The organism is Subtercola boreus (assembly GCF_003399635.1).
Lineage (GTDB): Bacteria > Actinomycetota > Actinomycetes > Actinomycetales > Microbacteriaceae > Subtercola > Subtercola boreus_B.
In genome coordinates, this window is record NZ_NBXB01000034.1 from 245,936 (window position 1) to 267,148 (window position 21,213).

The window sequence follows — 21,213 nt, forward strand, 5'->3', positions numbered from 1 at the left end:
CTACGCACCGGGGCGGCGTGCGCGACGACGCTCGCGCCACGGCAGTGACCGGTAGGCGGCCTCATCGGCTGCGCGCTGCTGCTCATAGGCGACGAACCGTGCGTCACGCCGCTCGCGCCAGCGCTCGATCTCGGCTTCGACGTCCCGCGTCGCCGTGACGACCGGTGGGCCGCCCTTCAGCTGGCGGCGCGCCTCGACGACCCGGGCATTGAAGTCGTCGAGCAACTCGCGAACGCGCTTCTCGGAGGGTGCGGCATCCACCTTCTCGTCGAGACCCGCACTCTCACTCCGGAGCGTCAGTGCGGGCGGTCCGAGACCCGTGATGTTCTCGCGTTCGATCTTCTGCTTGATCCACCAGTTGGGATCGTAGGCATCGTGGAGGTTGCGAAGCGGCTTGCCGGAGCCCGGCAGATTGTCGAACTCGCCCCGGCGCATCGCCTGCTGGATCGAGATCTCGACGTACTGCGCCCGGGCCTCCATCGATCGCTGCCCGGCGAGGGCGGTGTCGTCCTCCGCCTCCGCCTTGCCGGCTTCGGCCTTGCCGTCTCCCTGCAGCGAGCCGTCCACCTGGAAGCGGGCCACGTTCAGGCGCGAATCGCTTCGCTTCCTGCTTCCACTCATGTCGCCAAGCCTAGGTTTTGCCGCCGACACCGTCGACCCCCGACGCATGGGTTTCGCGTTCGGCGAAAGCCGCGCATCCGGAGGCCCAGGCGAACGGGGCGTGCAACCCTCTAACCGATGAGGGCAATCAGTACAGCGTCGCCTCGTCGTTCTTCTGGTACTGCCTGATTTCGTCGGCCCGACCCGTGCGGAGCTTCTCGGTGAACTCCGGGTCAGCGAGCACCGAACGTCCGAGCGCCACCATGTCGAACTCACCCTGCTCGAACAACTCGAGGAGCGGCGCGATGCTCAGCGACGGCTGCTGCTCGTCTTCCCCGGCGAGGAACGGCGCCGACACGCCGACCGAGCCGAGGGCGATGGTCGGCAGCCCGGTGAGGTGCTTGGTCCACCCCGCAAGTGTGCGCGTAGAATCTTCGAATTCCGGCAGCCAGTAGCGACGGGTCGAGGCGTGCAGGATCGACACCCCGGCGTCGACGAGGGGCGTCAGGATCTGCTCGAGTTCCGACGGCGTCGACGCGATGCGGGCGTCGTACGCGTTGCCCTTCCACTGCGAGAACCGGAAGTCGATCGGATACTCAGGTCCCACCTCGGAGCGGATCGCCGCGACGATCTCCGCCGCGAGCTGGGCGCGGTTGCCGGTGGATCCGCCGAAACGGTCGCCGCGACGGTTCGTGGCCTCCCAGAGGAACTGGTCGAGCAGGTACCCGTGCGCTCCGTGCAGCTCGATGCCGTCGAAACCGATGCGCTGGGCATCCAGAGCGCCCTGCACGAAGGCAGCGATGATGTCATCGATGTCCTTCGTGGTCGCCGCGTCGCCCTTCGGAGTGCCATTGGCCCGTAGCCCGGACGGGCTGATCACGGGGGCATCGGGATGCGGCGCCGCGCCCTCGGATCTGGTGACGCCGAGGTGCCAGAGCTGCGGGAAGATGCGTCCGCCCTCAGCGTGCACGGCATCGACCACGCTCTTCCAGCCCGCGAGCGCCTCGTCGCCGTAGAAGGTCGGGATGCGGTCGCTCGATCCGGCCGACGGATGATCGACGTAGGTTCCCTCGGTGACAATGAGTCCGAGGTGCGAGGCCCTCCGCGCGTAGTAGTCGCGAACGTCAAGCCCGGGCACGCCGTTCGGTGAGAAGGCTCGGGTCATCGGCGCCATCACGAGGCGGTTCGACAGGCTGAGCTCACCCGCGGTGAACGGGGTGAAGAGAGGGGCCGGATCCGCGCCCTCGAGGAGCGTGCCCATGCCGGGTTCGGTGGTGGTGTTCGCAGAAGTCATAGTCGCTCGAACCGGTTGCGGCCGGGGATGATTCCCGTGTACCCGCCGTTCAGAGTGTTCGCGGGTTGCCGTACTCGAAAAAGCCACCCCGTGTGACGGACTGCGTGAGCAGCTCCCAGGCCTCGCCCTGATACCGGAGGATGCGCTCGGGCTCACCGTCTGCACCGATCGGCAGAGCGACCTGTACCCCATGGTCGGCAGTGTTGGTTCCGCGCAGGAGCAACGCGTACGGAGTGGGAGAGTCGGTCATCCGTTCGACTGTACGCCCCGCGCCGACCCGCAGTCGCCCGCCTCGGCGGCGACCAGCGGCGACAGGCGACGACACAGGTCAGCGCAGGTAGGCGTTCACGATGAGGTCCCCCCGGATCTCCCGCAGACGCTCGAGGATGCGCTCGATCAGCGGGGCCGTCACCCCGCCGGCCACGAGGTCGAACCCGCCGAGCGGCCGGAGCTTGCCGCAGCGCACCCGGATGACCTCCCAGCCGGCTTCGCGAAGCAGCCGGTCCTTGCGGCGGTCCGTGGCCTCGCGGGTGCCCACATGTTCGAGCCCGAACTTTCCGATCGTGTCGTACTCGATGGCGACCTTCAGCTCTACCAGAACGATGTCGGGCCACACCTCCCTGTGCGCGAAGAACGGCCTCCGCACCTGCACCGCGTTCGCTGCGCGGAGGTCGATGTCGAGCCGTTCGGCGAGCCGGCTGCGCAGATCGCCCTCGGCGGCGGATGCCGGTCGTGGGGCCCGCCCGCTGTGGAACGCCTCACCCGCTGGGTGGGCCGCCAGGGTGGTGCGCGTCGGTGGAGAGTGGGTCCGCGAAGTGTGGGTCGGCGGGGTGCTGGTCGGCGGGGTGCTGGTCGGGCGGGGAGGTGGGACGCCGCCGACGGCAGAGCGCGGACCGACTCTCCGGGCATCCGGAGCCGCCTGCTGGTCGACCGGGAGTTGACGATTCACGATCCGCTTCGGCGCCGCGAGCGCCAGGCAGTCGGGACACCACGATGACCTGCGGCGAACCCCGCCCGGTCTGTGGCGCTGCTCGTCGGGTGTCGCCACGAACACGTGTCCGGCGTCGCACTGCCAGGTGAGGTACACCTCGGCGGCGGGCGGGATCTGCGTCAGCGTGATGTTGCGGTTCAGGTCGGGGTGGTACTGGCGCACGAGCACGGGGTAGCGCTCCCATTCAGTGCGGTACGCCCCGATCTCATAGGGCACGTCGCGCTCTTTCGAGCGCTGGCGCCTCGCCCACCATGCCTCGATGTTCTCTGCCACGGCCAGATCGTAAACCGAACCTCCGACAGCAGACCAGATCGGCAAGAAGTTCTGCGAGGCTCTTGTCGCAATCCGTATTTAATGAGGTAATTTCAGGTGTTGATTCCTGTGGGAGTCATTCGGCCGGGGGCCTGCGACGTCGCGTCGGAGGGCCGAGTCCACCCAGCCGATGATCCTCCCGAAAGGGGTCGCAATGCCTCACGATCCACACCAGAAGCGGCCCGCGGGCCTCCGCCTGAAGCTTTCCAACAAGGTTGCCGTCGCGACCGTGGCGCTCGCCACGCTCACCGCCGTGAACCTCGTGTCCCCGATGCCGCGGGCAGAGGCGGCGTCCGTTTCGATCGCGACCATCCAGGGAACGTCCGCGTCCAGCCCGTTCGTCGGCAGCTCCGTCACCACGACCGGTTTCGTGACCGCCGCCTATGCCACCGGCGGGCTGAACGGGTATTTCCTCCAGTCGGCGGGCACGGGAGGCGTCGTCGACCCGCGCACGCATCGCGCCTCCGACGGCATTTTCGTCTACCTGGCCGGCACACCCCTCTCCGCACGGATCGGCGACTATCTCCAGGTGTCGGGCCTCGTCTCGGAGTTCGGCGGTCTCACCCAGCTGTCGCCGCCCACCGCCGGCGCGATAGTTCCGCTCGACCCGACGGGCGTGACTCCGCCCCTACCCGCAGCGACGAAGTACCCGGCCACAGACAGCGATCGGGAATCCCTTGAAGGGATGCTCATCCAGCCTGCTGGCGACTTCACGGTCACCGGCCTGCAGTCCTCGGCCCAGTACGGGCAGATCGAGCTCGCCGCCGGCACCGTTCCCCTGGCCGCGCCGGCGAGTGTCGCTGCCGTCGGCAGCGCGGAGTACGCGGCCACCGTCTCGAACAACAGGGCCAGGGCCGTCTGGCTCGATGACGGGGCGACCACCTCGTTCACTTCTGCGGCCGGTTCAGCGAAACCTCTCCCCTATCTCTCCGGCCCCGTTCGTGTCGGCGCACCCGTCACCTTCACCCACCCGGTCGTGCTCGACTACCGCAACAGCGCCTGGCGGTTCCAGCCCACGACCGAGGTGACCGGCGCGAACGAAGCCACCGCTTCTCCCGCCCGGTTCGGCTCCACTCGCACAGCGGCGCCCACAGACGTGGGAGGCAGCATCCGACTGGGCACGTTCAACGTGCTGAACTTCTTTCCGACCACAGGCGACGAACGCTCCGGATGCACGTACTTCTCCGACCGCGCGGGCAGTCCCGTCACCGTGAACAACAGCGACGCCCCGGGCTGCGGAGTGAGGGGCGCGGCGACCCGCGCCCACTTCCTGCAGCAGCAGTCGAAGATCGTGAGTGCGATCCTGGCGTTGGGTGCCGACATCGTGTCGCTGGAGGAGATCGAGAACTCTGCGAAGCTCGGGATGCCCCGCGACCATGCGCTCGGGGTACTCGTCGATGCCCTGAACGCGGCCGATCGTCGCGCTGACTGGCGCTTCGTGCCCTCCCCTGCCGCGGTTCCAGCCCTCGCAGACGAAGACCTGATCCGAACGGGATTCGTCTATCGGTCCTCGGTGGCGGAACCGGTGGGCCCGACGTCGATCCTGATCGGATCGGCTCCCTTCGACAACGCGAGGGAACCCGACGCGCAGGCCTTCCGGCCGGTGTACGCGACCGCCGAGGAGACGTTCCTGGTGGTCTCCAACCATTTCAAGTCGAAGTCGGGTTCAGAGGCGAAGGGCGACAACGTCGACACCGGCCAGGGCGCCTTCAACGGCGACCGCACCAGGCAGGCACTCGCGCTGCTCGACTTCACGAAGACGGTGAGCAGAGCGAGCGGCACCGACCGCGTCTTCCTCGTCGGCGACTTCAACGCGCTGTCTCACGAGGATCCGGTGCTCGCGATCATGGCGGCCGGGTTCGCCGATCTCGGGGCCGGCACTGGCAAGGCCTCCTACAGCTTCTCCGGGGAGTCAGGATCGATCGACCACATCTTCGCCTCCGCCGAGGCACAGGCCCTGGTCACCGGAACGGACATCTGGAACATCAACTCGGTCGAAGCGCCGGTGCGCCAGTACTCGGCCGCCAATGCGAACGTTTCGACCTTCGTGAATCCGAAAGACCCGTTCCGGTCATCCGATCACGACCCGCTCGTCGTCGGTCTCGCTCTGCCGCAGCACACGCCACCCACCATTCCGAACCCCCCGGCTGGAGAATCACGATGAAACGCGCCCTCGTCCTCACGCTCGCTGCAACGCTCGGCCTCACCAGCGCGGCCGGGCTGGGTGCCTTCACGGCAACCAGCGCCTCGGCCGCATCGAGCGTCACCATCGACCTGCTGAGCATCAACGACTTCCATGGCAGGCTCTCCGCCGAGGGCGTCATCGCCGGGGCCGCGGTTCTGGCGGGGGCCGTGAACCACTACACGGCTCTGAATCCCGACACGCGACTGATCTCAGCCGGAGACAACATCGGCGCTTCGACGTTCACCTCGTTCATCCAGCAGGACAAGCCGACGCTCGATGCTCTCAACGCGATGGGACTCGCTGCGTCTGCGCTGGGCAACCACGAATTCGACCGGGGTCGGGCCGACATCGATGGGCGCGTGCGCACCGCCGCCGCCTTCCCGTACCTCGCAGCCAACCTTTACGACACAGCCACCGGCAGACCGGCCTACGACCAGTTCTCGATCTCCGTGATCGACGGTGTGAGAGTGGGCTTCATCGGCGCGGTGACAGAGCAGCTGCCGACCCTGGTCAGCGCAGGATCTCTACCGGGGCTCGAGGTGAGGAGCATTGTTCCGGAGGTGAACGCTGTGGCCGACCGGCTCTCCGATGGCGACGCTGCCAATGGAGAGGCCGACGTGGTCGTTCTGCTCGTGCACGAGGGAGCGGCCACCTCCGGTGTGGGTTCGTCGACGGACACGTCGACCTTCGGCCGCATCGTCTCAGGCGCCGACGCGAACGTCGATGCCATCGTGTCGGGGCACACGCACCAGAGTTACACCCACACGATTCCGGTTCCAGGGTGGCCGGCCGGGCTTGATCGTCCCGTGATACAGGCCGGGGAATACGGCGAGACGATCGGCCACCTGTCCGTGGTGGTCGACGGTGCGACGCACCGGCCGCAGGCGATGACTGCAGAGCTGGTGCCCCTCACCAATCCCAACAAGACACCACGGTTCACTCCCGACCCGGCTGTCGCGGGGATCGTCTCGGCGGCCGAGGCCTACGCCTCGGTGCCCGGCTCCGTCACGGTCGGCACCATCACCGCCGACCTGAACAAGGCGAGGCAGTCCGACGGAAGCGACAACCGGGGTGGCGAATCCACGCTCGGCAACTTCGTGGCCGATGCGCAGCTCGAGGCGACGGCAGACATCGGCACCCAGATCGCGCTGATGAACCCCGGCGGACTGCGGGTCAACCTCACCTACGCTTCGAGCTCCGCCAAGGATCCGGACGGCAATGTGACCTACAGCGAGGCGAACGCTGTGCAGCCCTTCGCGAGCACCCTCATCGCTCTCGACCTGACGGGCGCCCAGCTGAAGGCCGTGCTGGAGCAGCAGTGGCAGCCCACCGGGGGCGGACGACCGTTCCTCAAGCTCGGAGTGTCGCGGGGCTTCCAGTACCTCTACGACCCGACCGCCCCGAAGGGCTCCCGTGTGCTCCGAATGACGCTCAACGGTGCGGCTCTCAGCGCGACGACGACCTACCGGGTGGTGGCCAACAAGTACCTCGCCGACGGCGGTGACAACTTCACGTCCTTCACGGGCGGCACGAATCGTTCCGACACTGGCAGGATCGACCTGGATTCGATGATCGGTTCCTTCACGAAACACCCAGCGGTGAGCCCCGATCTCGCACAACGCGCTGTCGGCGTGCACTTGGGCGCCAGTGCTATGGGTGGTTTCGCCCCGGGCGACACCGTCACGATGGCGCTGTCCTCGCTGCTCTTCAGCGGCGGGGAGGCTCCCGCCGGCAGCGTCGAAGTCCTTTACCGTGGAGAGGTCATCGGCCGGTCAGCCATCGACCCCGCCGTGGTGGACACGACCGACGAGGTGGGTCGCGCCACCGTCACCGCGACTCTTCCGGGCGACGGTGAGGCAGGAGGCGCCGTGCTGACCGTGCGGGTGCCTGCGACCAGAACGTCGATCGACGTGCCCATCACTGTGCGGGCAGTCGCCCCGCTGGCCGCTTCCGCGCTGACGGACGGGAACGCTCAGAACTTCGGCGCGGTGAGCATCACTCCGGCTGCGGCAGCGGCGGGAACCACGGTGCAGGTGCAGGTCGCGGGGCACGAGGGTCGCACCGTCAGCGTCGTCGGCTACGCACCGCAGATGCCTCTCACGACAGGAGTCGTCGCGGGTGGCCGTGTGGGAGTTCGGATCCCTGCGGGCTACAGCCCCGGCGTGCATCCCGTTGCCGTCTACGCGGGCGACGGTTCGCTGATCGGGTGGGCGTCGGTCACCGTCGCGGCGCGCGGACGTCTGTGACGGCCGGCCGGAGGGCTGCGGCGGCCCGGGTGGAGGCTGCGGCCCGGGTGGGGGGCGGCGGCCCAGCGGGCAGCGACTTCTCAGGCTGGGCGGTTGAGCGCCCGGAGCGCACGGTCAGACGAGCCGCCGAGCCCCCACTTCGTTGAGAAAGCGTCGATGGTCGAGAGCTGTTCGGGCGTGAGGACCCCGATGCTCGACGAGTGGCGGCCTGGCTCCTGGGAGACGAGATGAGCGTCGAGTGCGGAGGCGTGGTCGGAGGCGGGGTCCGAGCCTGAAGCGGTGTCAGGGTCGAGATCCAGGTCCCGCACGACCTCGACCACTCGAGGTGCCACCGCGAGGTAGTCGCTCGCCGCGGCGAGTCGCGCCCGCACCGACGCTGACAATGGGGCAGCGGGATCGGCCGCCGCCGCGACGATGCCCGCGAGGTCGCCGTGTTCCGCGAGCAGGGTCGCGGCGGTCTTCTCCCCGATGCCGGCGACGCCGGGCAGTCCATCCGAGGCGTCTCCCCGCATGACGGCGAAGTCGACATACTGACGGGGCGAGATCCCGTACTTCGACACGATCACCTCATCGGTGACGAGTTCGAGGCGGCTCATTCCGCGCGCCGTGTAGATGACGCGGACCTGGGCGCGATCATCCACCAGCTGGAAGAGATCGCGATCACCGGTGACGACGTCGACCGGGCCCGTCGCCCGGGTCGCGAGAGTGCCGATCACGTCGTCGGCCTCGTGGTCGGTCGCCCCGACGATCGGGATGCCGAAGGCCGTGAGAACCTCCCTGATCAGAGGAATCTGCTGCGTCAGGAGCTCGGGGACCTCCTCGACGTCGACTCCCCCGGCAACCTCCTGCGCAACGCGGTGCTGTTTGTACGACGGAATCAGGCGCACCCGCCACGAAGGCCGCCACGCATCGTCCCAGCAGGCGACGATATCGGTGGGCGAGAAGTCCGCCACCAGCTTGGCGACCATGTCGAGCAGGCCACGCACGGCGTTGACCGGGGATCCGTCGGGCGCCCGAACCGTGTCCGGCACGCCGTGGAAGGCGCGGAAGTAGAGCGAAGCGGTGTCGAGGAGCATCAGTCGCCCAGTCATGAGCCGATCATCCCACGCCGAGCCACCGCGCGCCCGCTCGCGTATCAGGCCCAGCGCATCGGTTTAGGCTTGAACCGCACCCAGAAGGAGCCCATGACCGACACCAGCAGCAGAACGCGCCCGCTCGTGAAGCTCGGCTTCCTCACCATCGGGTTCTTCGACGAGCACGATCCGCTCGGCGGCCACGAGAGCACCCTCCAGATCATCGAACTGGGCGAACAGCTCGGCTTCGACAGCGCGTGGCTGCGGGATCGGCACCTGCAGTTCGGCATCTCGTCACCCATAGCCGTGCTTGCCGCCGCGACACAGCGAACGAGCCGCATCGAGCTGGGCACCGCGGTGATCCCGCTCGGATTCGAAAACCCGTTCCGGCTGGCGGAAGACCTTGCGACGGTGGATGTGCTCAGCCGTGGGCGACTGAATCCGGGAATCAGCGTGGGAGCGCCGACCCACTTCGAAGCCATCAGGGAGCACCTGTACCCGGATTCATGGCAGGACGAGAACTTCGGTCACGAGCGGGCAGAGCGTCTGCTGGCGAACCTCCGCGGCGAATCGGTGAGCACCTTCACCGGAACCGAGGGCATCGAAGCCTACTCTGGGCGCATCCAGCCGTTCGCAGCGGGTCTTGCCGAACGCATCTGGTACGGCGCGGCCGGGCTCTCGTCGGCGGCCTGGGCCGGTGAGCACGCGCTCAACCTACTGTCGAGCAGCGTGGTGCGAGCCGAGGAGGACAACGACTTCGCCCGCATCCAACGGGCACAGATCGACCTGTTCCGCTCGAAGCATCCGCTTGGTGACGCGGCGCGCGCCTCCCAGGGGCTCGTCGTCATCCCGACCGACAGCGCCAGCCCCGAGCAGGTCGCGAAGTACCGCGCGTACGCCGACGGCCGTTTCGAACGCACCCTCACCCCCCAGGGCCCCGGCCGCTTGCTGTTCGCCCCCGACATCGTCGGCAGTTCGGCAGAGATCGCGGATGCCCTCCAGGCGCATGCCGGGTTCCAGGCTGTCGACGAGGTGGTGTTCGCCCTGCCGTTCTCGTTCGAGCACGAGGACTACGTGCAGATCCTCACCGACATCGCTACGCGGTTGGCACCGCTGCTCGGCTGGGCTCCCGCCGGCGTCTGACGCCGGCGCCCGGTGCCGGAGGCCAGGCGTGCGCCCCGGCCCGTGACAGTGTCTGGCGCTTCTGGCAGGCTGGGCCAATGACAGCTGAGATCCCCGCGGACTACGTCCGGTTGCTCGAAGACCCCAACTATGGCGCGCTCGGAACCGTCCGCCCCGACAACACCGTGCAGGTGAACCCGATGTGGTTCTTGTTCGACGGCGAGACGCTGCGCTTCACCCACACCACGAAACGCGCGAAGTACCGCAACCTCATGCAGAACCCATCAATGAGCCTCGCGGTCATCGACCCGCAGAACCCCTTCCGCTACCTGGAGGTGCGTGGCCGGTTGTCCGAGGTCGTCCCCGACCCGACGGGTGCGTTCTACGTCGTGCTCGGCAAACGGTATGGCAACCCCGAGCAGACTCCGCCGCCCGACTCGGCCGACCGCGTCATCCTCGTGATGAGCATCGACCGCACGACCCAGCAGTAGCCCACCACCCAGCACGGCCACCACCCAGCACCAGCCACGACCGAGCACGAACACAGCCGCCCACGCTCGGCGCGAGCATCCTGCAGCGAATCTCGACCACATCACGGGGGACCCCTTGGACGCACACGACATCCGCAACGCCTACCTGGCCTACCAGCGTGACCGCGGGCACGTGCAGATCGCGCGCGCGAACCTCGTGCCGCGGGGCGACGGCAGCACGCTCTTCACCGGCAGCGGCATGCAGGCGCTCCTGCCGTACCTGCTCGGCGAGCACCACCCCGACGGGATCCGGCTGACCGACAGCCAGCCGTGCCTCCGCGCGCAGGACATCGAGGAGGTCGGCGACAACCGCCACACCACGTTCTTCGAGATGCTCGGCAACTGGAGCCTCGGCGACTACTTCAAAGAGCACCAGATCCGCGCGTTCTTCACCTTTCTGGTGGATGTCGTCGGCCTCGACCCGATGAAGCTCGCGGTGAGCTGCTTCATCGGAGACGAGAAGTACGGCATCCCGCGCGACGACGAGGCCGCGGCGATCTGGCAGGCCGTCTTCGCCGAGCACGGCATCGAAGCGGGCATCGCCGTCGTGGGCAGCCAGGCCGACGGGGATGCCCGTGGGGTCGAACCCGGCGAGAAGATCTTCTTCTACGACTCCGGCGAGAATTGGTGGAGCCGCGGCGGGAGCCTGCTCGGCACCCCGCTCGGCGACCCCTGCGGGCCCGACAGCGAGGTCTTCTACGATTTCGGCCCCGACCATCACGACGCGTGCTTCGGCAAGGCGCACCCGGCGAGCGACAGCGGCCAGTTCATGGAGATCGGTAACCAGGTCTTCATGCAGTACCGCCGCGAGCAGGACGGCTCGTTCACCCCGCTCGACCAGCGCAACGTCGACTTCGGCGGAGGTCTCGAGCGCATCGCCGCCGCAGCTTTGGACACACCCGACGTGTACCGCATCAGCCTGCTGTGGCCGATCGTGCAGACGCTCGAGGGATTGTCGGGCGCCTCGTACGAGGCCGATCCGAAGCCGTTCCGCATCATCGCCGACCACCTGCGGGGTGCCGTGTTCCTCGCGGTCGACGGCGTGCGGCCCTCCAACAAGGAGCAGGGTTACGTGATGCGCCGGCTGCTGAGGCGCGCCATCCGCACCGCGTACTCGATCAATCTGCGCGACACGTTCTTCGAGGGCGTGGTCGGCCAGATCGCCGACCTCTACGAGAACGACTACCCCGAGATCCGAACGTCGCGCGAGGAGATCGTGGCGGTGTTGCTTCGGGAGGAGAAGTCGTTCCGGCGCACCCTCGAGGCGGGTCTCCGGATGATCGGAGGCTTCTCCGGGCGCACCCTGACGGGCGAAGACATCTTCCGGCTCTCTGACACCAACGGTTTTCCGCGGGAACTCAGCATCGAGGAGGCCGAGCGTCTCGGCATCCCCGTCGAGGAGGACTGGTCGGCCGGCTATGACGCGGCGCTCCGCGTGCAACAGGAGCGTTCGCGGAGCGCTTCGCACCTCGGCGCGGCCGACCCCGCGTAGGCTCCGCCCCTCGCCGCTTCGCGTTGCGCTCCGCGTAACTCGCGCCTCACGTAGCGCGCGTCGCCGCTGTGCGACGCCCGCGTGACCCGCGTGCCACCCGGCGTTGCGAACGGGAGGAGCTGAGCAAGGGTCGCGCGAATAACGCCGAACATCACCTCAGCTCCTCCCGATCGGACACGGTTTCGTCTGGGCTGCCAGCACCGCCATCCCATCCGGGAGGAGGTGGGGCAATCCTCCGCCGTATTCGCATCGGTTGGGCTGAGCTCCTCCCGGATGAGCGATCCCGTGCCTATCCGGACGAGCGCAGCGCAGCCGCGTCAGTCCGCGAACAGGCCGCCGAGAGCCGTGTTCGCGGGGTCGTTCCGCAGCGAGTCGAGGGCGCGGGCGTGCACGGCCCGCTTGATCGCGCGGAGGGTGGCCGCGTCCTTGCCCACGAGCGAGGCGGCCAGCGCGATGGCGCGGTCGGCGACGGCGTCAGCCGCGGCGACCTCGTCGACGATGCCGGCTCGGAGGGCATCCGGAGCCGTGTACCGCGTTCCGAACAGCATCGCGTCACGGGCGGCCTGCGGGGTGAGCTTCCCCGCAACGAGGTCGGCCATGCCCGGCGTGAACGGCACCCGGATGTGGATCTCGGGGAAGCACAGGAAACCGCGATCCTCCCGCATGATGCGGTAGTCGTGGGCGATCGCGAGCATCGCGCCGGCCGCATAGCAATGGCCTTGGATCGCGGCGACAGTCGGCAGGCTCGACTCGAGAGCGCGGGCGAAAAGCTCGAGCACGTCCCCGAGGAGTGCGGCCGCTCCAGCGCGGTGTGTGGTGATCCAGTCGAGGTCGAGTCCGTTGGAGAAGAACTTGCCGGTGCCCGCAGTGACGAGCGCGGCGGGACCCGACGCGGACTCCGCCTCATCGAGCAGCCTGAGGTAGTCACCCACCCAACCCGGATTGAACCGGTTCTCGGTCTCGTCGAGGCGGATGACGAACACCTCGCCGATGCGTTCGAGCTTCATTGCACTCCCCCTGGTCGACGGTGTCCGTGATGCAACCGTACCGGCTGCCTTCGGCTCGCGGATGCCCGGCTCGGCGCTCGCGCCGCCGCAGGCCGCGGCCCCGCCCGTTACGCCTTGGCGAACTGCTCGGCGTCGAACTGCGGGTCGGAGGCGCCGGGCGCCAGCGGTTCCGCCGTCTGCTTCTCTGAGCGCACGAATCCGATTCCGACGAGGATGAGCGCCCCGCCGATCAGCTGTCCCACCGAGAGTGCTTCGCCGAGCAGGAGCCAGGCGTAGAACGTGGCGGCAACGACCTCGAGCAACCCGACGAAGGACGCCAGGCGGGAGCCGAGCATCCCACTCGCCGCGATGCTCGCCGCGTAGGCGATCGCGGTGCTGATGACACCGACGATGAGCAACGGGATCCACCAGGGCGCTTCGCCGCCGAGCAGACCGACCTGGCCGAAGGTCGCCGTGAACGGCACGACGCCGGTGAGCCCGACCGCTCCGAGCACCATTCCGCCGAGGAGCAGCCCGAATCCGGCGAGCGCCACTGCGGGCAGGCCGTCGGCGGGTCGCGCGGCGATCACGTAGTAGAGGGCGCAGCCGACCATGGCGATGAGGGCGAAGATGAGCCCCAGGGCATCCATCGACCCGCCGCCGCCCGGCGAGACCACGAGCACGAGACCCACCAGCGCGATCACCGAGCCGACCAGAACGACGACCTTGGGTCGACGGCGGGTGATCGCCCAGACGCTCGCCACCAGTAACAGGGGCGCCATGTACTCGATCAGGATGCCCGTGCCGACCGGAATGCGCTGGATGGCCGCAAAGTAGACCAGCTGGGTGCCGGCGACACCCACCAGCGCCATCGCGAGCACCCGCCAGCGGCCCCGCCAGAGTGCCGACCAGCGGCCCCGGAGCGAGAGGAGCGCGAAGGGGAGCAAGACGAATCCGCCGATCAGGGCACGGACGGTGACGGCGGCGGCGGGGCTCCACCCGGCCTCGAGCAGCGGTTTGATGAACGCTCCGGACGCCCCGAATGTGGCTGCGGCCAGGATCGCGACAGCGAGCCCCTTCGACATCGACGTCTTCGCCATGCTCTTCCTCACCGCTCTTCTCGCTCACACCCTGGTCTTGACGGTAGTATCGTCCACAGTAAGGAGTCAAATTGCATTTTGCCCCTGACACCGAAGACACTCTGAGCTTCGCTGTCGACCTCATGAACACGGTCGTCGGCGCCACGAAAAGCGGCCTCGACGAGCTCGCAACACCTCCCGAACTCGGCGCCATCCTGACCTTCTGGCAGTACTCCGGCCGCATCGACCTCGACGACCTCGAACTCGCGGAGGTGCGCGCCACACGCGCCAGGCTCCGCCGGGTCTGGATGCTCGCCCGCACCGACGCGGTCGGAGAGGTGAACGCGATGCTCTCCGACGCGCGCGCACTCCCCCAGCTCGTGCGGCACGACACGCTCGACTGGCACCTGCACGCCACGGACCCCGAGGCACCCCTGGCCGAGCGCATCCGGGTGGAGGTCGCGCTGGCTCTCGTCGACGTGATCCGCTCGGACGAGAACGGGCGGCTGCGGGCGTGCGCTGCCGACGACTGCGACGGGCTGCTGCTCGACCTGTCGCGGAACGGTTCGAAGCGGTTCTGCAGCGTGCGCTGCGGCAACCGCATGAACATGGTGGCGTTCCGCGGGCGGGCCGCCGAGTCGTAGCGCCCCGCCCCGCGGCTGCGCAGCGAAGGGCCCCATATCGTTCCACCCCCGGTGGCCCAGGACGAAATGGGTCCCTTCGACGTGACCCGGACCGACGTGGGTCCCTCGACGTCGATTCGGGCGCTCTGCGGGTCAGGGCCGAGGGCGGGAGCGCTCACGCGGTGCGGGTTGGCGGGTTGACACGGTGCGGGGAGTGCGGTGCGGATGCGCGGGTGACCGCGAACTTGGGGCGGTAACGCGCGGAGCGCGGCGCGGGTCCGCGGGTGACCCGCGGGCTCAGGCGCGGAGCGCGCTCCGTACGAGGTCGAGCACCTCGTCGGCGTCGAAGCCGAGGTGCCGCGCCCGCCCGACGAAGGCGAGGGCCGCCGCGTGGCCCTCGCGCATCCGCGGGTCGCCCGATGCGGCCACGAAGGATCCGCTGCGGCCACGGGTCTCGATGATGCCGTCCACCTCGAGTTCGCGGTAACTCTTCGCCACGGTGTTCACGGCCACCCCGAGCTCGTCGGCGAGGGCGCGCACCGTGGGGAGCTTGGATCCGGGAACCAGGATGCCCGACTGCACAGCTTCAGCGACCTGTCGTCGCACCTGCTCGAACGGCGGCTCCGAGCCGGACGCATCGAGGCGCACCGCGAACCGGCTCCGCCCGACCCCCTGCGCACCCGATCGCGCACCCGACTGCCCACCCGACTCTGCGCCCGTAGGCCCGCCCGACTCTGCCATGCCAACACGGTACCGCACCGCCCCGGGCCGGCACGGCACCCTCCGCAGGCACCCCGCAAACTACGGAGCAGAGGACGCAAACTGTCCCAAAGACCGCGCCTTCGAGCAGTGTGCTTCCCTTCGACCGATCGAAGCTGCGGGATGGGCGGGAATAGCCACGCCGCCCCGCGCTGTTACTTCTCACATGACAACAATCGGAATCATCGGAGCAGGACACATCGGCAGCCAGGTCGCACGCGCGGCGATCGCGGCGGGCTCCGACATCGTGATCAGCAACTCGCGCGGTCCGGAGACACTCGCAGACCTCGTAGCAGACCTCGGCCCGAAGGCGCGCGCCGCCACCGCAGAGGAGGCCGCCGAGGCCGGCGACTTCGCCGTCGTGACGGTGCCGCTGAAGGCCTACGAGGCCGTGCCCGTCGCACCGCTCGTCGGCAAGATCGTGATCAACACGAACAATTACTACTTCGAACGCGACGGCCACATCGCCGCCCTTGACAACGGTCTCGACACCGTGTCGGGCATACTGCAGCGCCATCTCGTCGAGAGCAAGGTCGCCAAGGGCTTCAATCACATCAAGTCGGATGACATCACCACCGACGGTGCCCCCGCCGGCACCGAGAACCGCCGCGCGCTTGCGACCGCGAGCGACTTCGAGGAGGCCGCCGAGCTGGTGACGAACCTCTACGACGAGCTCGGCTTCGACACCGTGAACGTCGGCCCGCTCTCGGAGAGCTGGCGTGTCGAGCGCGACCAGCCCGCCTACGTGGTTCGCCAGAACAGGCACGAGCTGGTCGAGAACCTGACCAAGGGCGTGCGCGCGACCGCGACGGCCTGATCCGTCCGAATCACGCTTCGACTGGCGGGTGCCCCGGTGACGGGGTGCCCGGGAGCCGCGCGACGGCATAGCTCCACAGCACGAACCCGAGCGCAGACGCAGCTGGAACGTGCGGCATCCGCCCGGCTCGAGCCGGTAGTGTTTCAGCCCATGGGAGACTCCGAATGACGCCGCTCATCGTGGTCGCAGGCGTGTCGGGCGCCGGCAAGTCGACTATCGGTCTCGCCCTCGCAGAGCAGCTCGGCATCCCGTTCGCCGACGCCGACTCCCTGCACTCGGCCGAGAACGTCTCCAAGATGGCTGGCGGCACGCCGCTCACCGACGAGGATCGCGCACCGTGGCTCGTGCGCATCGGGGCGGAACTGCAGCGCAGCCGCAACGACGGCCTCGTTATGGCCTGCTCCGCCCTCCGCCGCCACTACCGCGACACCATCAGGGAAGCCGCTCCCGACACCTTCTTCGTCACGCTCACCGGGTCACGCGAACTGCTCGAAAGCCGTCTGGGCGCGCGCACGAACCACTTCATGTCGGCCGCCCTGCTGGATTCCCAGCTTGCGGCCTTCGAGCCTCTGGACCCGGATGAACGGGGCGTCAGCCTCTCGATCGACGCCGACGTGCCGACCATCGTGACGCAGGCCGTCGCGGCCGCCACAGCGACGCGATAACCTCCTCGCGTTGGGGACGACGGGCGGCCTCCGCAAGGGGTGCCGTCGTCCCGGCGCGCGCGGATACGCTCAGGGCATGACGAACCTCGAAGGTGCAGTGGTGCTGGTGCTCGGCGCGTCGGGCGGACTCGGCGGCAGGATCGCGAGCCGCCTGTCCGATGCCGGCGCGACCGTGGTGCGCGCCGCACGCAACCCCGTGACGCTGGCCGGGCCCGACGCGTTCCTGGCCGACCTGCGGGCGCCCGAAGCGGCTGACTCCCTGCTGCTGGCCGCCGCTGCCGCACATCCCGAACACCTCGACGGCATCGTGATCGCGGCGGGCGCCGTAGCGTTCGGGCCCGTCGGCGAGCTCGACGACGAGACCCTCGATGCGCTCTTCGCGGTCAACACGACAGCGCCGATCCGTCTGATCCGCGGTGCGCTCCCGCGGTTGGCGGAATCGGCCGCCGCCGACCGCAGTCCGTTCATCGTGACCATCAGCGGCATCGTCGCCGAGTCTCCCACGGCCGGCATGGCGGCCTACTCCGCGTCGAAGGCCGGGCTGGCCGCCTTCGTGCAGGCGGCGTCCCGGGAGCTCCGGCGAGCGGGCGTGCGGGTTCTGGATGCACGGCCCGGGCACACCGAGACTGAGCTGTCGCGGCATCCGCTCGCCGGCACCGCACCCGCCTTCCCCGCAGGCCTCGACCCCGACGCTGTCGCAGACCGCATCGTGCAGGCGATCGTCGCCAACGAGAAGGATCTGCCGAGCTCGGCCTTCCAGGCGTAGTAAATCCTCGGCGCGCAATCGCGGTTCTGCCTCGCTTTCCCAGACGACGCTTTCCGGCTGTGATCGCTCCCGACACCACCGATTCCGAAGCGTTTCGACACGTACACCTCCGAAGACTGGCGCGAAGGGGCCCGCGGGCACTACTGTCTGTCTATCCCGGTGACGCCGGTGAACCGCCGGAAGAGAGTGGTGCCCGATGACAACAGCCCCCGCACGAGGCAGCACCGATGTCGAGAGCAAGGGGCTGAAGGGCGGCGCCCTCGGTCTCGTCGGCAGCGTGGTGGTGGGCGTCGCCTCGACCGCACCGGCCTACTCTCTGGCCGCGAGTCTCGGTTTCATCGTCGCCTCCGGCGGCTCGCTGCTCGCCGGGGTGAAGTCGCCCGGCATCATCCTGCTGGCCTTCGTGCCGATGTACTTCATCGCCGTCGCCTACCAGGAGCTCAACAAGGCCGAGCCCGACTGCGGCACCACCTTCACCTGGGCCTCGCGGGCGTTCGGACCGAAGACGGGCTGGATGGGCGGCTGGGGGATCATCGCCGCCGACGTGATCGTCATGGCCAACCTGGCCCAGATTGCGGGGTCGTACTCGTTCACGCTGGTGGGCAAGCTCTTCAACGACGACGCGATCAGCGCCCTCTCCGGAGACGTGTTCTGGTCGACGGTGGCGGGTCTCGCCTGGATCGCCATCATGACCTACATCTGCTATCGCGGCATAGAGGTCTCCGCCCGGCTCCAATATGCCCTTCTCGGCATAGAGGTCGTGATCCTCGTCGTCTTCGCCGTGTTCGCACTGGTGAAGGTGTACACCGGCACCGCCGAGAGCTACTCCCTGATGCCCGACATCTCGTGGTTCCTGCCGTTCGACCTGGACTTCAGCACGGTGATCGCCCCGGCCATCCTCACCGCCGTCTTCATCTACTGGGGCTGGGACACCGCCGTCTCCATCAACGAGGAGAGCGATGACCCGGGCCGCACCCCCGGTCGCGCAGCCGTGATCTCGACACTTCTGCTGCTCGTGACCTACGCCCTCGTGGCGGTTGCGACCATCGCGTTCGCCGGGGTCGGAACCGAGGGTGTGGGCCTTGGCAACCCCGACAATGCCAGCGACGTCTTCAGCGCAATCGGCCCCGACCTGTTCGGGGACTCGGCCTTCGGCGGCATCATGCTCGCACTGCTCTACATCTCGATCCTGACCTCGGCGTCGGCGTCCACGCAGACCACCATCCTGCCGACGGCCCGCACCTCGCTCTCGATGGCCGTCTACAAAGCGCTGCCCGAGAACTTCGCGAAGATTCACCCGAAGTTCCTCACGCCGACCTGGTCGACCATCGGGATGGGCGTCATCTCGGCCGCGTTCTACCTGCTGTTCACGCTCATCTCGCCAACACTTCTGAGCGCGCTGATCGGATCGGTCGGGCTGCTGATCGCGTTCTACTACGGCCTCACGGGCTTCGCCTGTGTCTGGTACTACCGCCGAACGCTCACGGCGACGTTCCGCGATTTCATGATGCGCGGGGTGATCCCGCTGCTCGGCGGGCTCATGCTCACCGCCGTCTTCATCTTCGGCCTCATCCAGTACGCGCTGCCCGACTGGCTCACCGACGAGAACGACGAGAACGTGACGATCTTCGGCATCGGTGCGGTCGCGGTCGTCGGCGTCGGGTCGCTCGTGCTCGGCGTCATCCTGATGCTGATCATGCGCTGGCGGAGCCCCGCCTTCTTCAAGGGCCAGACGCTCGAGCGCCGGAGCGACCTGATTCTGGCCGGCGAGCACTACCCGGTGGGCATCCGGCTGCCTGACTCTGAGGAGACCACGGTGATCGCCCGTGACCTGTCGAACCTGCCGACCGGGCTCATCGCGGTCGACCTCGAAACCGGCAAGCGGTTCCAGAAGAAGAAGCGGGGCGCTCCCGACACCACGGAAGTTCCGAATGTTCCCTCCGGCGACTCCGCTCCGTAGGCTGTTCGCATGACCGACCCAGCGCAGACGCCCACCACCCTCACCGCGCGCTTCTCCGTGACGGGCTGGGACCCGTCATCCCTCAGCGGACTCGACGGCGACGGCGAGTGGGTGGGCGCGATCATCATGCGGAAGACCTACACCGCTGGCCTCGTGGGCGAGAGCGTCGCCGAGTTCCTGTCGTCGGGCGATGAGGAGTCGGGTCGTGGCTACCTCGCCGCCGAGCGCATCACCGGCACCCTCGACGATGGCCGCTCCGGCTCATTCACCGTGCACCACGGCGCCCTGCAGCATCCGGGCGATCCGTCTGCGTTCGGCTACATCGTTCCCGGCACCGGCACCGGCGACTTCGCCGGATTCGCGGGGGCGGCCCGCATCGTGCACGACGCCGACGGCGCCTTCTTCGAGTTCACCCTCACCCCCTGACCCGAACCCCGCTCGCGCTGGGCCTGTTGCCCGTGCGGCGCTGTCAGGGGCGCGGCGCGGGGGCCGGAGACCCGATCCCGGGCTGAGACTCGCGCGTACCGGCGCGGCGCCCGGGCTTCGCGAGGTAGCCGAGCTGGAACAGCACGAGAGCGAGAACCACGGCCGCAGCTCCCACGAGGGGAAGCGCCTGGGTCCCGCTGAGGCCGAGGGCCGCGGCGCCGAGGGGCGGCGCGATCGCGATGCCCGCGTACATGGCGGTCGTGTACCACGACAGGGCGAGGCCGGATGCGGCGGGGTCGATGACGATCACCCGGTGCTGAACAGCGGGAGCCGCTGCGAAGGCGGCGAAACCCCAGATCGCAAAGACGACGGCCGTGGAGAGGTAGTTCGCATCGATGATCGGCAGCGCAACCAGGGCGACGGCGTGCACGGCCAGGGAGAGTGTCGCCGTGCGCCTGCTGCCGAGCCTGTCGGTGAGCCGGCCGGCAGCGACGTTACCCGCGGTTCCGGCGACGCCGTAGACCAGCAGCAGCACTGCGAGCAGACTGCCGCTGCCGCCGGTCGCACCGGCAGTGATCGACGAGCTGAAGATGTAGACGATGTTGAAGCCGGCCATGAGGAAGAGGGTCGCGGCGAGGGTGAGCACGATGCGATGGTCGGCGAGGGGCGCGAATCGCGCCCGGAGAGACACGGGGTGCCCGACAGGGATGCCTCGCACGAAGAGCGCCACAGCAAGCGCGAGCGCCGCCGAGATGCCCGCGACGATCAGCAGGGGCAGCTGCCAGCCGCCGAGGGCTCCGAGGGCCGTGCCGAGCGGAGAACCGAGAGCCGTGGCCGCCGTGAAGCCCAGCGAGACGAACGCGATGGCGCGGCCACGGGCGGCCGGCGTCGAAAGGCTCGCGGCGGCGGCTGTGGCGGCAGGGACGAGAGCCGCCCCACCGAGGGCGGCGAGAACACGGCCCGTCGTGAACAGCGGCAGGGTCGTGGATGCCGCGGCCAGCACGGTTCCGAGAGCGATCAGCACGAGGCCGGCCGCCATGAGAGTCGTCCGCGAGACGCGCGGCAGCAGGATGGCGACGGCCGGTGCGGCCACCGCCACGACGATCGCGTACGCGGTGATCGAGTAGCTGACGTCGCTCGCGGCGACTCCGAGCGTCGTGGCGATGGCGGGCAGCAGACCTGCGATGACGAACGCGTTCGTCCCGACGACGAAGAGACCGATGGCAAGCAGCACGAGCCGCCCGTCGGGCCGCCTGGCGGAGTAAGATCGTTCGATGTTCGTCATAC

General features: G+C 68.6%; 20 protein-coding genes. 11 read left to right on the forward strand and 9 right to left on the reverse strand.

The annotated features are described in order from the left end of the window. The 4 genes from B7R22_RS13305 to B7R22_RS13320 form a co-directional block, all read right to left on the reverse strand. Positions 1 to 621 (reverse strand): DUF1992 domain-containing protein, encoded by a 621-nt coding sequence (locus B7R22_RS13305; RefSeq protein WP_116412170.1) that lies wholly within the window; start codon positions 619 to 621, stop codon positions 1 to 3. 127 nt (positions 622 to 748) lie between these two features. Next, entirely contained in the window at positions 749 to 1,894 is a 1,146-nt protein-coding gene (locus tag B7R22_RS13310) for an NADH:flavin oxidoreductase (protein WP_116412171.1), read from the reverse strand. Between the two features lie 49 nt (positions 1,895 to 1,943). Beyond that, positions 1,944 to 2,144 carry a hypothetical protein gene (locus B7R22_RS13315; RefSeq protein WP_116412172.1) on the reverse strand — a complete coding sequence of 67 codons (201 nt, stop codon included), beginning with the start codon at positions 2,142 to 2,144 and terminating at the stop codon, positions 1,944 to 1,946. A 78-nt stretch (positions 2,145 to 2,222) separates the two neighbouring features. Further along, a complete protein-coding gene (locus B7R22_RS13320; protein ID WP_116412261.1) occupies positions 2,223 to 3,158 on the reverse strand; it encodes a zinc-ribbon domain-containing protein in 936 nt (311 codons plus the stop codon). Between the two features lie 193 nt (positions 3,159 to 3,351). Between B7R22_RS13320 and B7R22_RS13325 the strand changes: the two genes are divergently transcribed. Further along, positions 3,352 to 5,361 (forward strand): ExeM/NucH family extracellular endonuclease, encoded by a 2,010-nt coding sequence (locus tag B7R22_RS13325; protein ID WP_116412173.1) that lies wholly within the window; start codon positions 3,352 to 3,354, stop codon positions 5,359 to 5,361. Beyond that, positions 5,358 to 7,628, forward strand: coding sequence for a bifunctional metallophosphatase/5'-nucleotidase (locus tag B7R22_RS13330; RefSeq protein ID WP_116412174.1), 2,271 nt, complete (start codon positions 5,358 to 5,360; stop codon positions 7,626 to 7,628). Before B7R22_RS13325 ends, B7R22_RS13330 begins: the two co-directional genes overlap by 4 nt. Before the next feature lie 80 nt (positions 7,629 to 7,708). On the opposite strand, the gene B7R22_RS13335 is transcribed toward B7R22_RS13330, so the two are convergent. Beyond that, positions 7,709 to 8,719, reverse strand: a complete 1,011-nt coding sequence (locus tag B7R22_RS13335) for a 5'-3' exonuclease (RefSeq protein WP_116412175.1) — start codon at positions 8,717 to 8,719, stop codon at positions 7,709 to 7,711. Positions 8,720 to 8,812: 93 nt separating this feature from the next. On the opposite strand from B7R22_RS13335, the gene B7R22_RS13340 reads away from it, so the two are divergent. The 3 genes from B7R22_RS13340 (at position 8,813) to B7R22_RS13350 (ending at position 11,845) form a co-directional block, all read left to right on the forward strand. Next, positions 8,813 to 9,844 carry an LLM class flavin-dependent oxidoreductase gene (locus B7R22_RS13340; protein ID WP_116412176.1) on the forward strand — a complete coding sequence of 344 codons (1,032 nt, stop codon included), beginning with the start codon at positions 8,813 to 8,815 and terminating at the stop codon, positions 9,842 to 9,844. Positions 9,845 to 9,921: 77 nt separating this feature from the next. Further along, complete coding sequence (locus B7R22_RS13345; RefSeq protein ID WP_116412177.1) at positions 9,922 to 10,314, forward strand: PPOX class F420-dependent oxidoreductase; 393 nt, start codon at positions 9,922 to 9,924, stop codon at positions 10,312 to 10,314. Between the two features lie 115 nt (positions 10,315 to 10,429). Continuing rightward, on the forward strand, positions 10,430 to 11,845 hold the full coding sequence (locus B7R22_RS13350; RefSeq protein ID WP_116412178.1) for an alanine--tRNA ligase-related protein: 1,416 nt from the start codon (positions 10,430 to 10,432) through the stop codon (positions 11,843 to 11,845). Between the two features lie 317 nt (positions 11,846 to 12,162). Here the strand turns inward: B7R22_RS13350 and B7R22_RS13355 are convergent, their stop codons facing one another. Together B7R22_RS13355 and B7R22_RS13360 are read right to left on the reverse strand one after the other, a co-directional pair. Beyond that, complete coding sequence (locus B7R22_RS13355; protein ID WP_116412179.1) at positions 12,163 to 12,852, reverse strand: enoyl-CoA hydratase-related protein; 690 nt, start codon at positions 12,850 to 12,852, stop codon at positions 12,163 to 12,165. 107 nt (positions 12,853 to 12,959) lie between these two features. After that, the gene (locus B7R22_RS13360; RefSeq protein WP_116412180.1) at positions 12,960 to 13,931 is read right to left on the reverse strand and encodes an EamA family transporter; all 972 of its coding nucleotides are present in this window, start codon (positions 13,929 to 13,931) and stop codon (positions 12,960 to 12,962) included. Positions 13,932 to 14,002: 71 nt separating this feature from the next. Between B7R22_RS13360 and B7R22_RS13365 the strand changes: the two genes are divergently transcribed. Continuing rightward, entirely contained in the window at positions 14,003 to 14,554 is a 552-nt protein-coding gene (locus B7R22_RS13365) for a CGNR zinc finger domain-containing protein (protein ID WP_253259072.1), read from the forward strand. Positions 14,555 to 14,830: 276 nt separating this feature from the next. Here the strand turns inward: B7R22_RS13365 and B7R22_RS13370 are convergent, their stop codons facing one another. After that, a complete protein-coding gene (locus B7R22_RS13370; protein ID WP_116412263.1) occupies positions 14,831 to 15,274 on the reverse strand; it encodes a GntR family transcriptional regulator in 444 nt (147 codons plus the stop codon). 184 nt (positions 15,275 to 15,458) lie between these two features. On the opposite strand from B7R22_RS13370, the gene B7R22_RS13375 reads away from it, so the two are divergent. From B7R22_RS13375 to B7R22_RS13395, 5 genes are all read left to right on the forward strand, one after another. Next, on the forward strand, positions 15,459 to 16,109 hold the full coding sequence (locus tag B7R22_RS13375) for an NADPH-dependent F420 reductase (RefSeq protein WP_116412181.1): 651 nt from the start codon (positions 15,459 to 15,461) through the stop codon (positions 16,107 to 16,109). A 164-nt stretch (positions 16,110 to 16,273) separates the two neighbouring features. Beyond that, on the forward strand, positions 16,274 to 16,774 hold the full coding sequence (locus B7R22_RS13380) for a gluconokinase (protein ID WP_116412182.1): 501 nt from the start codon (positions 16,274 to 16,276) through the stop codon (positions 16,772 to 16,774). Positions 16,775 to 16,850: 76 nt separating this feature from the next. Continuing rightward, positions 16,851 to 17,540 carry an SDR family NAD(P)-dependent oxidoreductase gene (locus B7R22_RS13385; protein WP_116412183.1) on the forward strand — a complete coding sequence of 230 codons (690 nt, stop codon included), beginning with the start codon at positions 16,851 to 16,853 and terminating at the stop codon, positions 17,538 to 17,540. 196 nt (positions 17,541 to 17,736) lie between these two features. Next, a complete protein-coding gene (locus B7R22_RS13390; RefSeq protein WP_116412184.1) occupies positions 17,737 to 19,500 on the forward strand; it encodes an APC family permease in 1,764 nt (587 codons plus the stop codon). A gap of 9 nt (positions 19,501 to 19,509) precedes the next feature. After that, a complete protein-coding gene (locus B7R22_RS13395; protein WP_116412185.1) occupies positions 19,510 to 19,926 on the forward strand; it encodes a DUF3224 domain-containing protein in 417 nt (138 codons plus the stop codon). A 43-nt stretch (positions 19,927 to 19,969) separates the two neighbouring features. Here B7R22_RS13395 and B7R22_RS13400 read toward each other — a convergent pair whose 3' ends face one another. Further along, entirely contained in the window at positions 19,970 to 21,211 is a 1,242-nt protein-coding gene (locus B7R22_RS13400) for an MFS transporter (protein ID WP_116412186.1), read from the reverse strand. Positions 21,212 to 21,213: the final 2 nt, after the last annotated feature.

What these genes read in the sequence shown, in the direction of transcription:
- B7R22_RS13385 (WP_116412183.1), top strand. Translation starts at nt 16,851, where the DNA reads ATGACGAACCTCGAAGGTGCAGTGGTGCTGGTGCTCGGCGCGTCGGGC.
- B7R22_RS13305 (WP_116412170.1), bottom strand. Translation starts at nt 621, where the DNA reads ATGAGTGGAAGCAGGAAGCGAAGCGATTCGCGCCTGAACGTGGCCCGC.
- B7R22_RS13400 (WP_116412186.1), bottom strand. Translation starts at nt 21,211, where the DNA reads ATGACGAACATCGAACGATCTTACTCCGCCAGGCGGCCCGACGGGCGG.
- B7R22_RS13360 (WP_116412180.1), bottom strand. Translation starts at nt 13,931, where the DNA reads ATGGCGAAGACGTCGATGTCGAAGGGGCTCGCTGTCGCGATCCTGGCC.
- B7R22_RS13335 (WP_116412175.1), bottom strand. Translation starts at nt 8,719, where the DNA reads ATGACTGGGCGACTGATGCTCCTCGACACCGCTTCGCTCTACTTCCGC.
- B7R22_RS13315 (WP_116412172.1), bottom strand. Translation starts at nt 2,144, where the DNA reads ATGACCGACTCTCCCACTCCGTACGCGTTGCTCCTGCGCGGAACCAAC.
- B7R22_RS13345 (WP_116412177.1), top strand. Translation starts at nt 9,922, where the DNA reads ATGACAGCTGAGATCCCCGCGGACTACGTCCGGTTGCTCGAAGACCCC.
- B7R22_RS13395 (WP_116412185.1), top strand. Translation starts at nt 19,510, where the DNA reads ATGACCGACCCAGCGCAGACGCCCACCACCCTCACCGCGCGCTTCTCC.
- B7R22_RS13355 (WP_116412179.1), bottom strand. Translation starts at nt 12,852, where the DNA reads ATGAAGCTCGAACGCATCGGCGAGGTGTTCGTCATCCGCCTCGACGAG.
- B7R22_RS13340 (WP_116412176.1), top strand. Translation starts at nt 8,813, where the DNA reads ATGACCGACACCAGCAGCAGAACGCGCCCGCTCGTGAAGCTCGGCTTC.
- B7R22_RS13310 (WP_116412171.1), bottom strand. Translation starts at nt 1,894, where the DNA reads ATGACTTCTGCGAACACCACCACCGAACCCGGCATGGGCACGCTCCTC.
- B7R22_RS13380 (WP_116412182.1), top strand. Translation starts at nt 16,274, where the DNA reads ATGACGCCGCTCATCGTGGTCGCAGGCGTGTCGGGCGCCGGCAAGTCG.
- B7R22_RS13325 (WP_116412173.1), top strand. Translation starts at nt 3,352, where the DNA reads ATGCCTCACGATCCACACCAGAAGCGGCCCGCGGGCCTCCGCCTGAAG.
- B7R22_RS13370 (WP_116412263.1), bottom strand. Translation starts at nt 15,274, where the DNA reads ATGGCAGAGTCGGGCGGGCCTACGGGCGCAGAGTCGGGTGGGCAGTCG.
- B7R22_RS13330 (WP_116412174.1), top strand. Translation starts at nt 5,358, where the DNA reads ATGAAACGCGCCCTCGTCCTCACGCTCGCTGCAACGCTCGGCCTCACC.
- B7R22_RS13375 (WP_116412181.1), top strand. Translation starts at nt 15,459, where the DNA reads ATGACAACAATCGGAATCATCGGAGCAGGACACATCGGCAGCCAGGTC.
- B7R22_RS13390 (WP_116412184.1), top strand. Translation starts at nt 17,737, where the DNA reads ATGACAACAGCCCCCGCACGAGGCAGCACCGATGTCGAGAGCAAGGGG.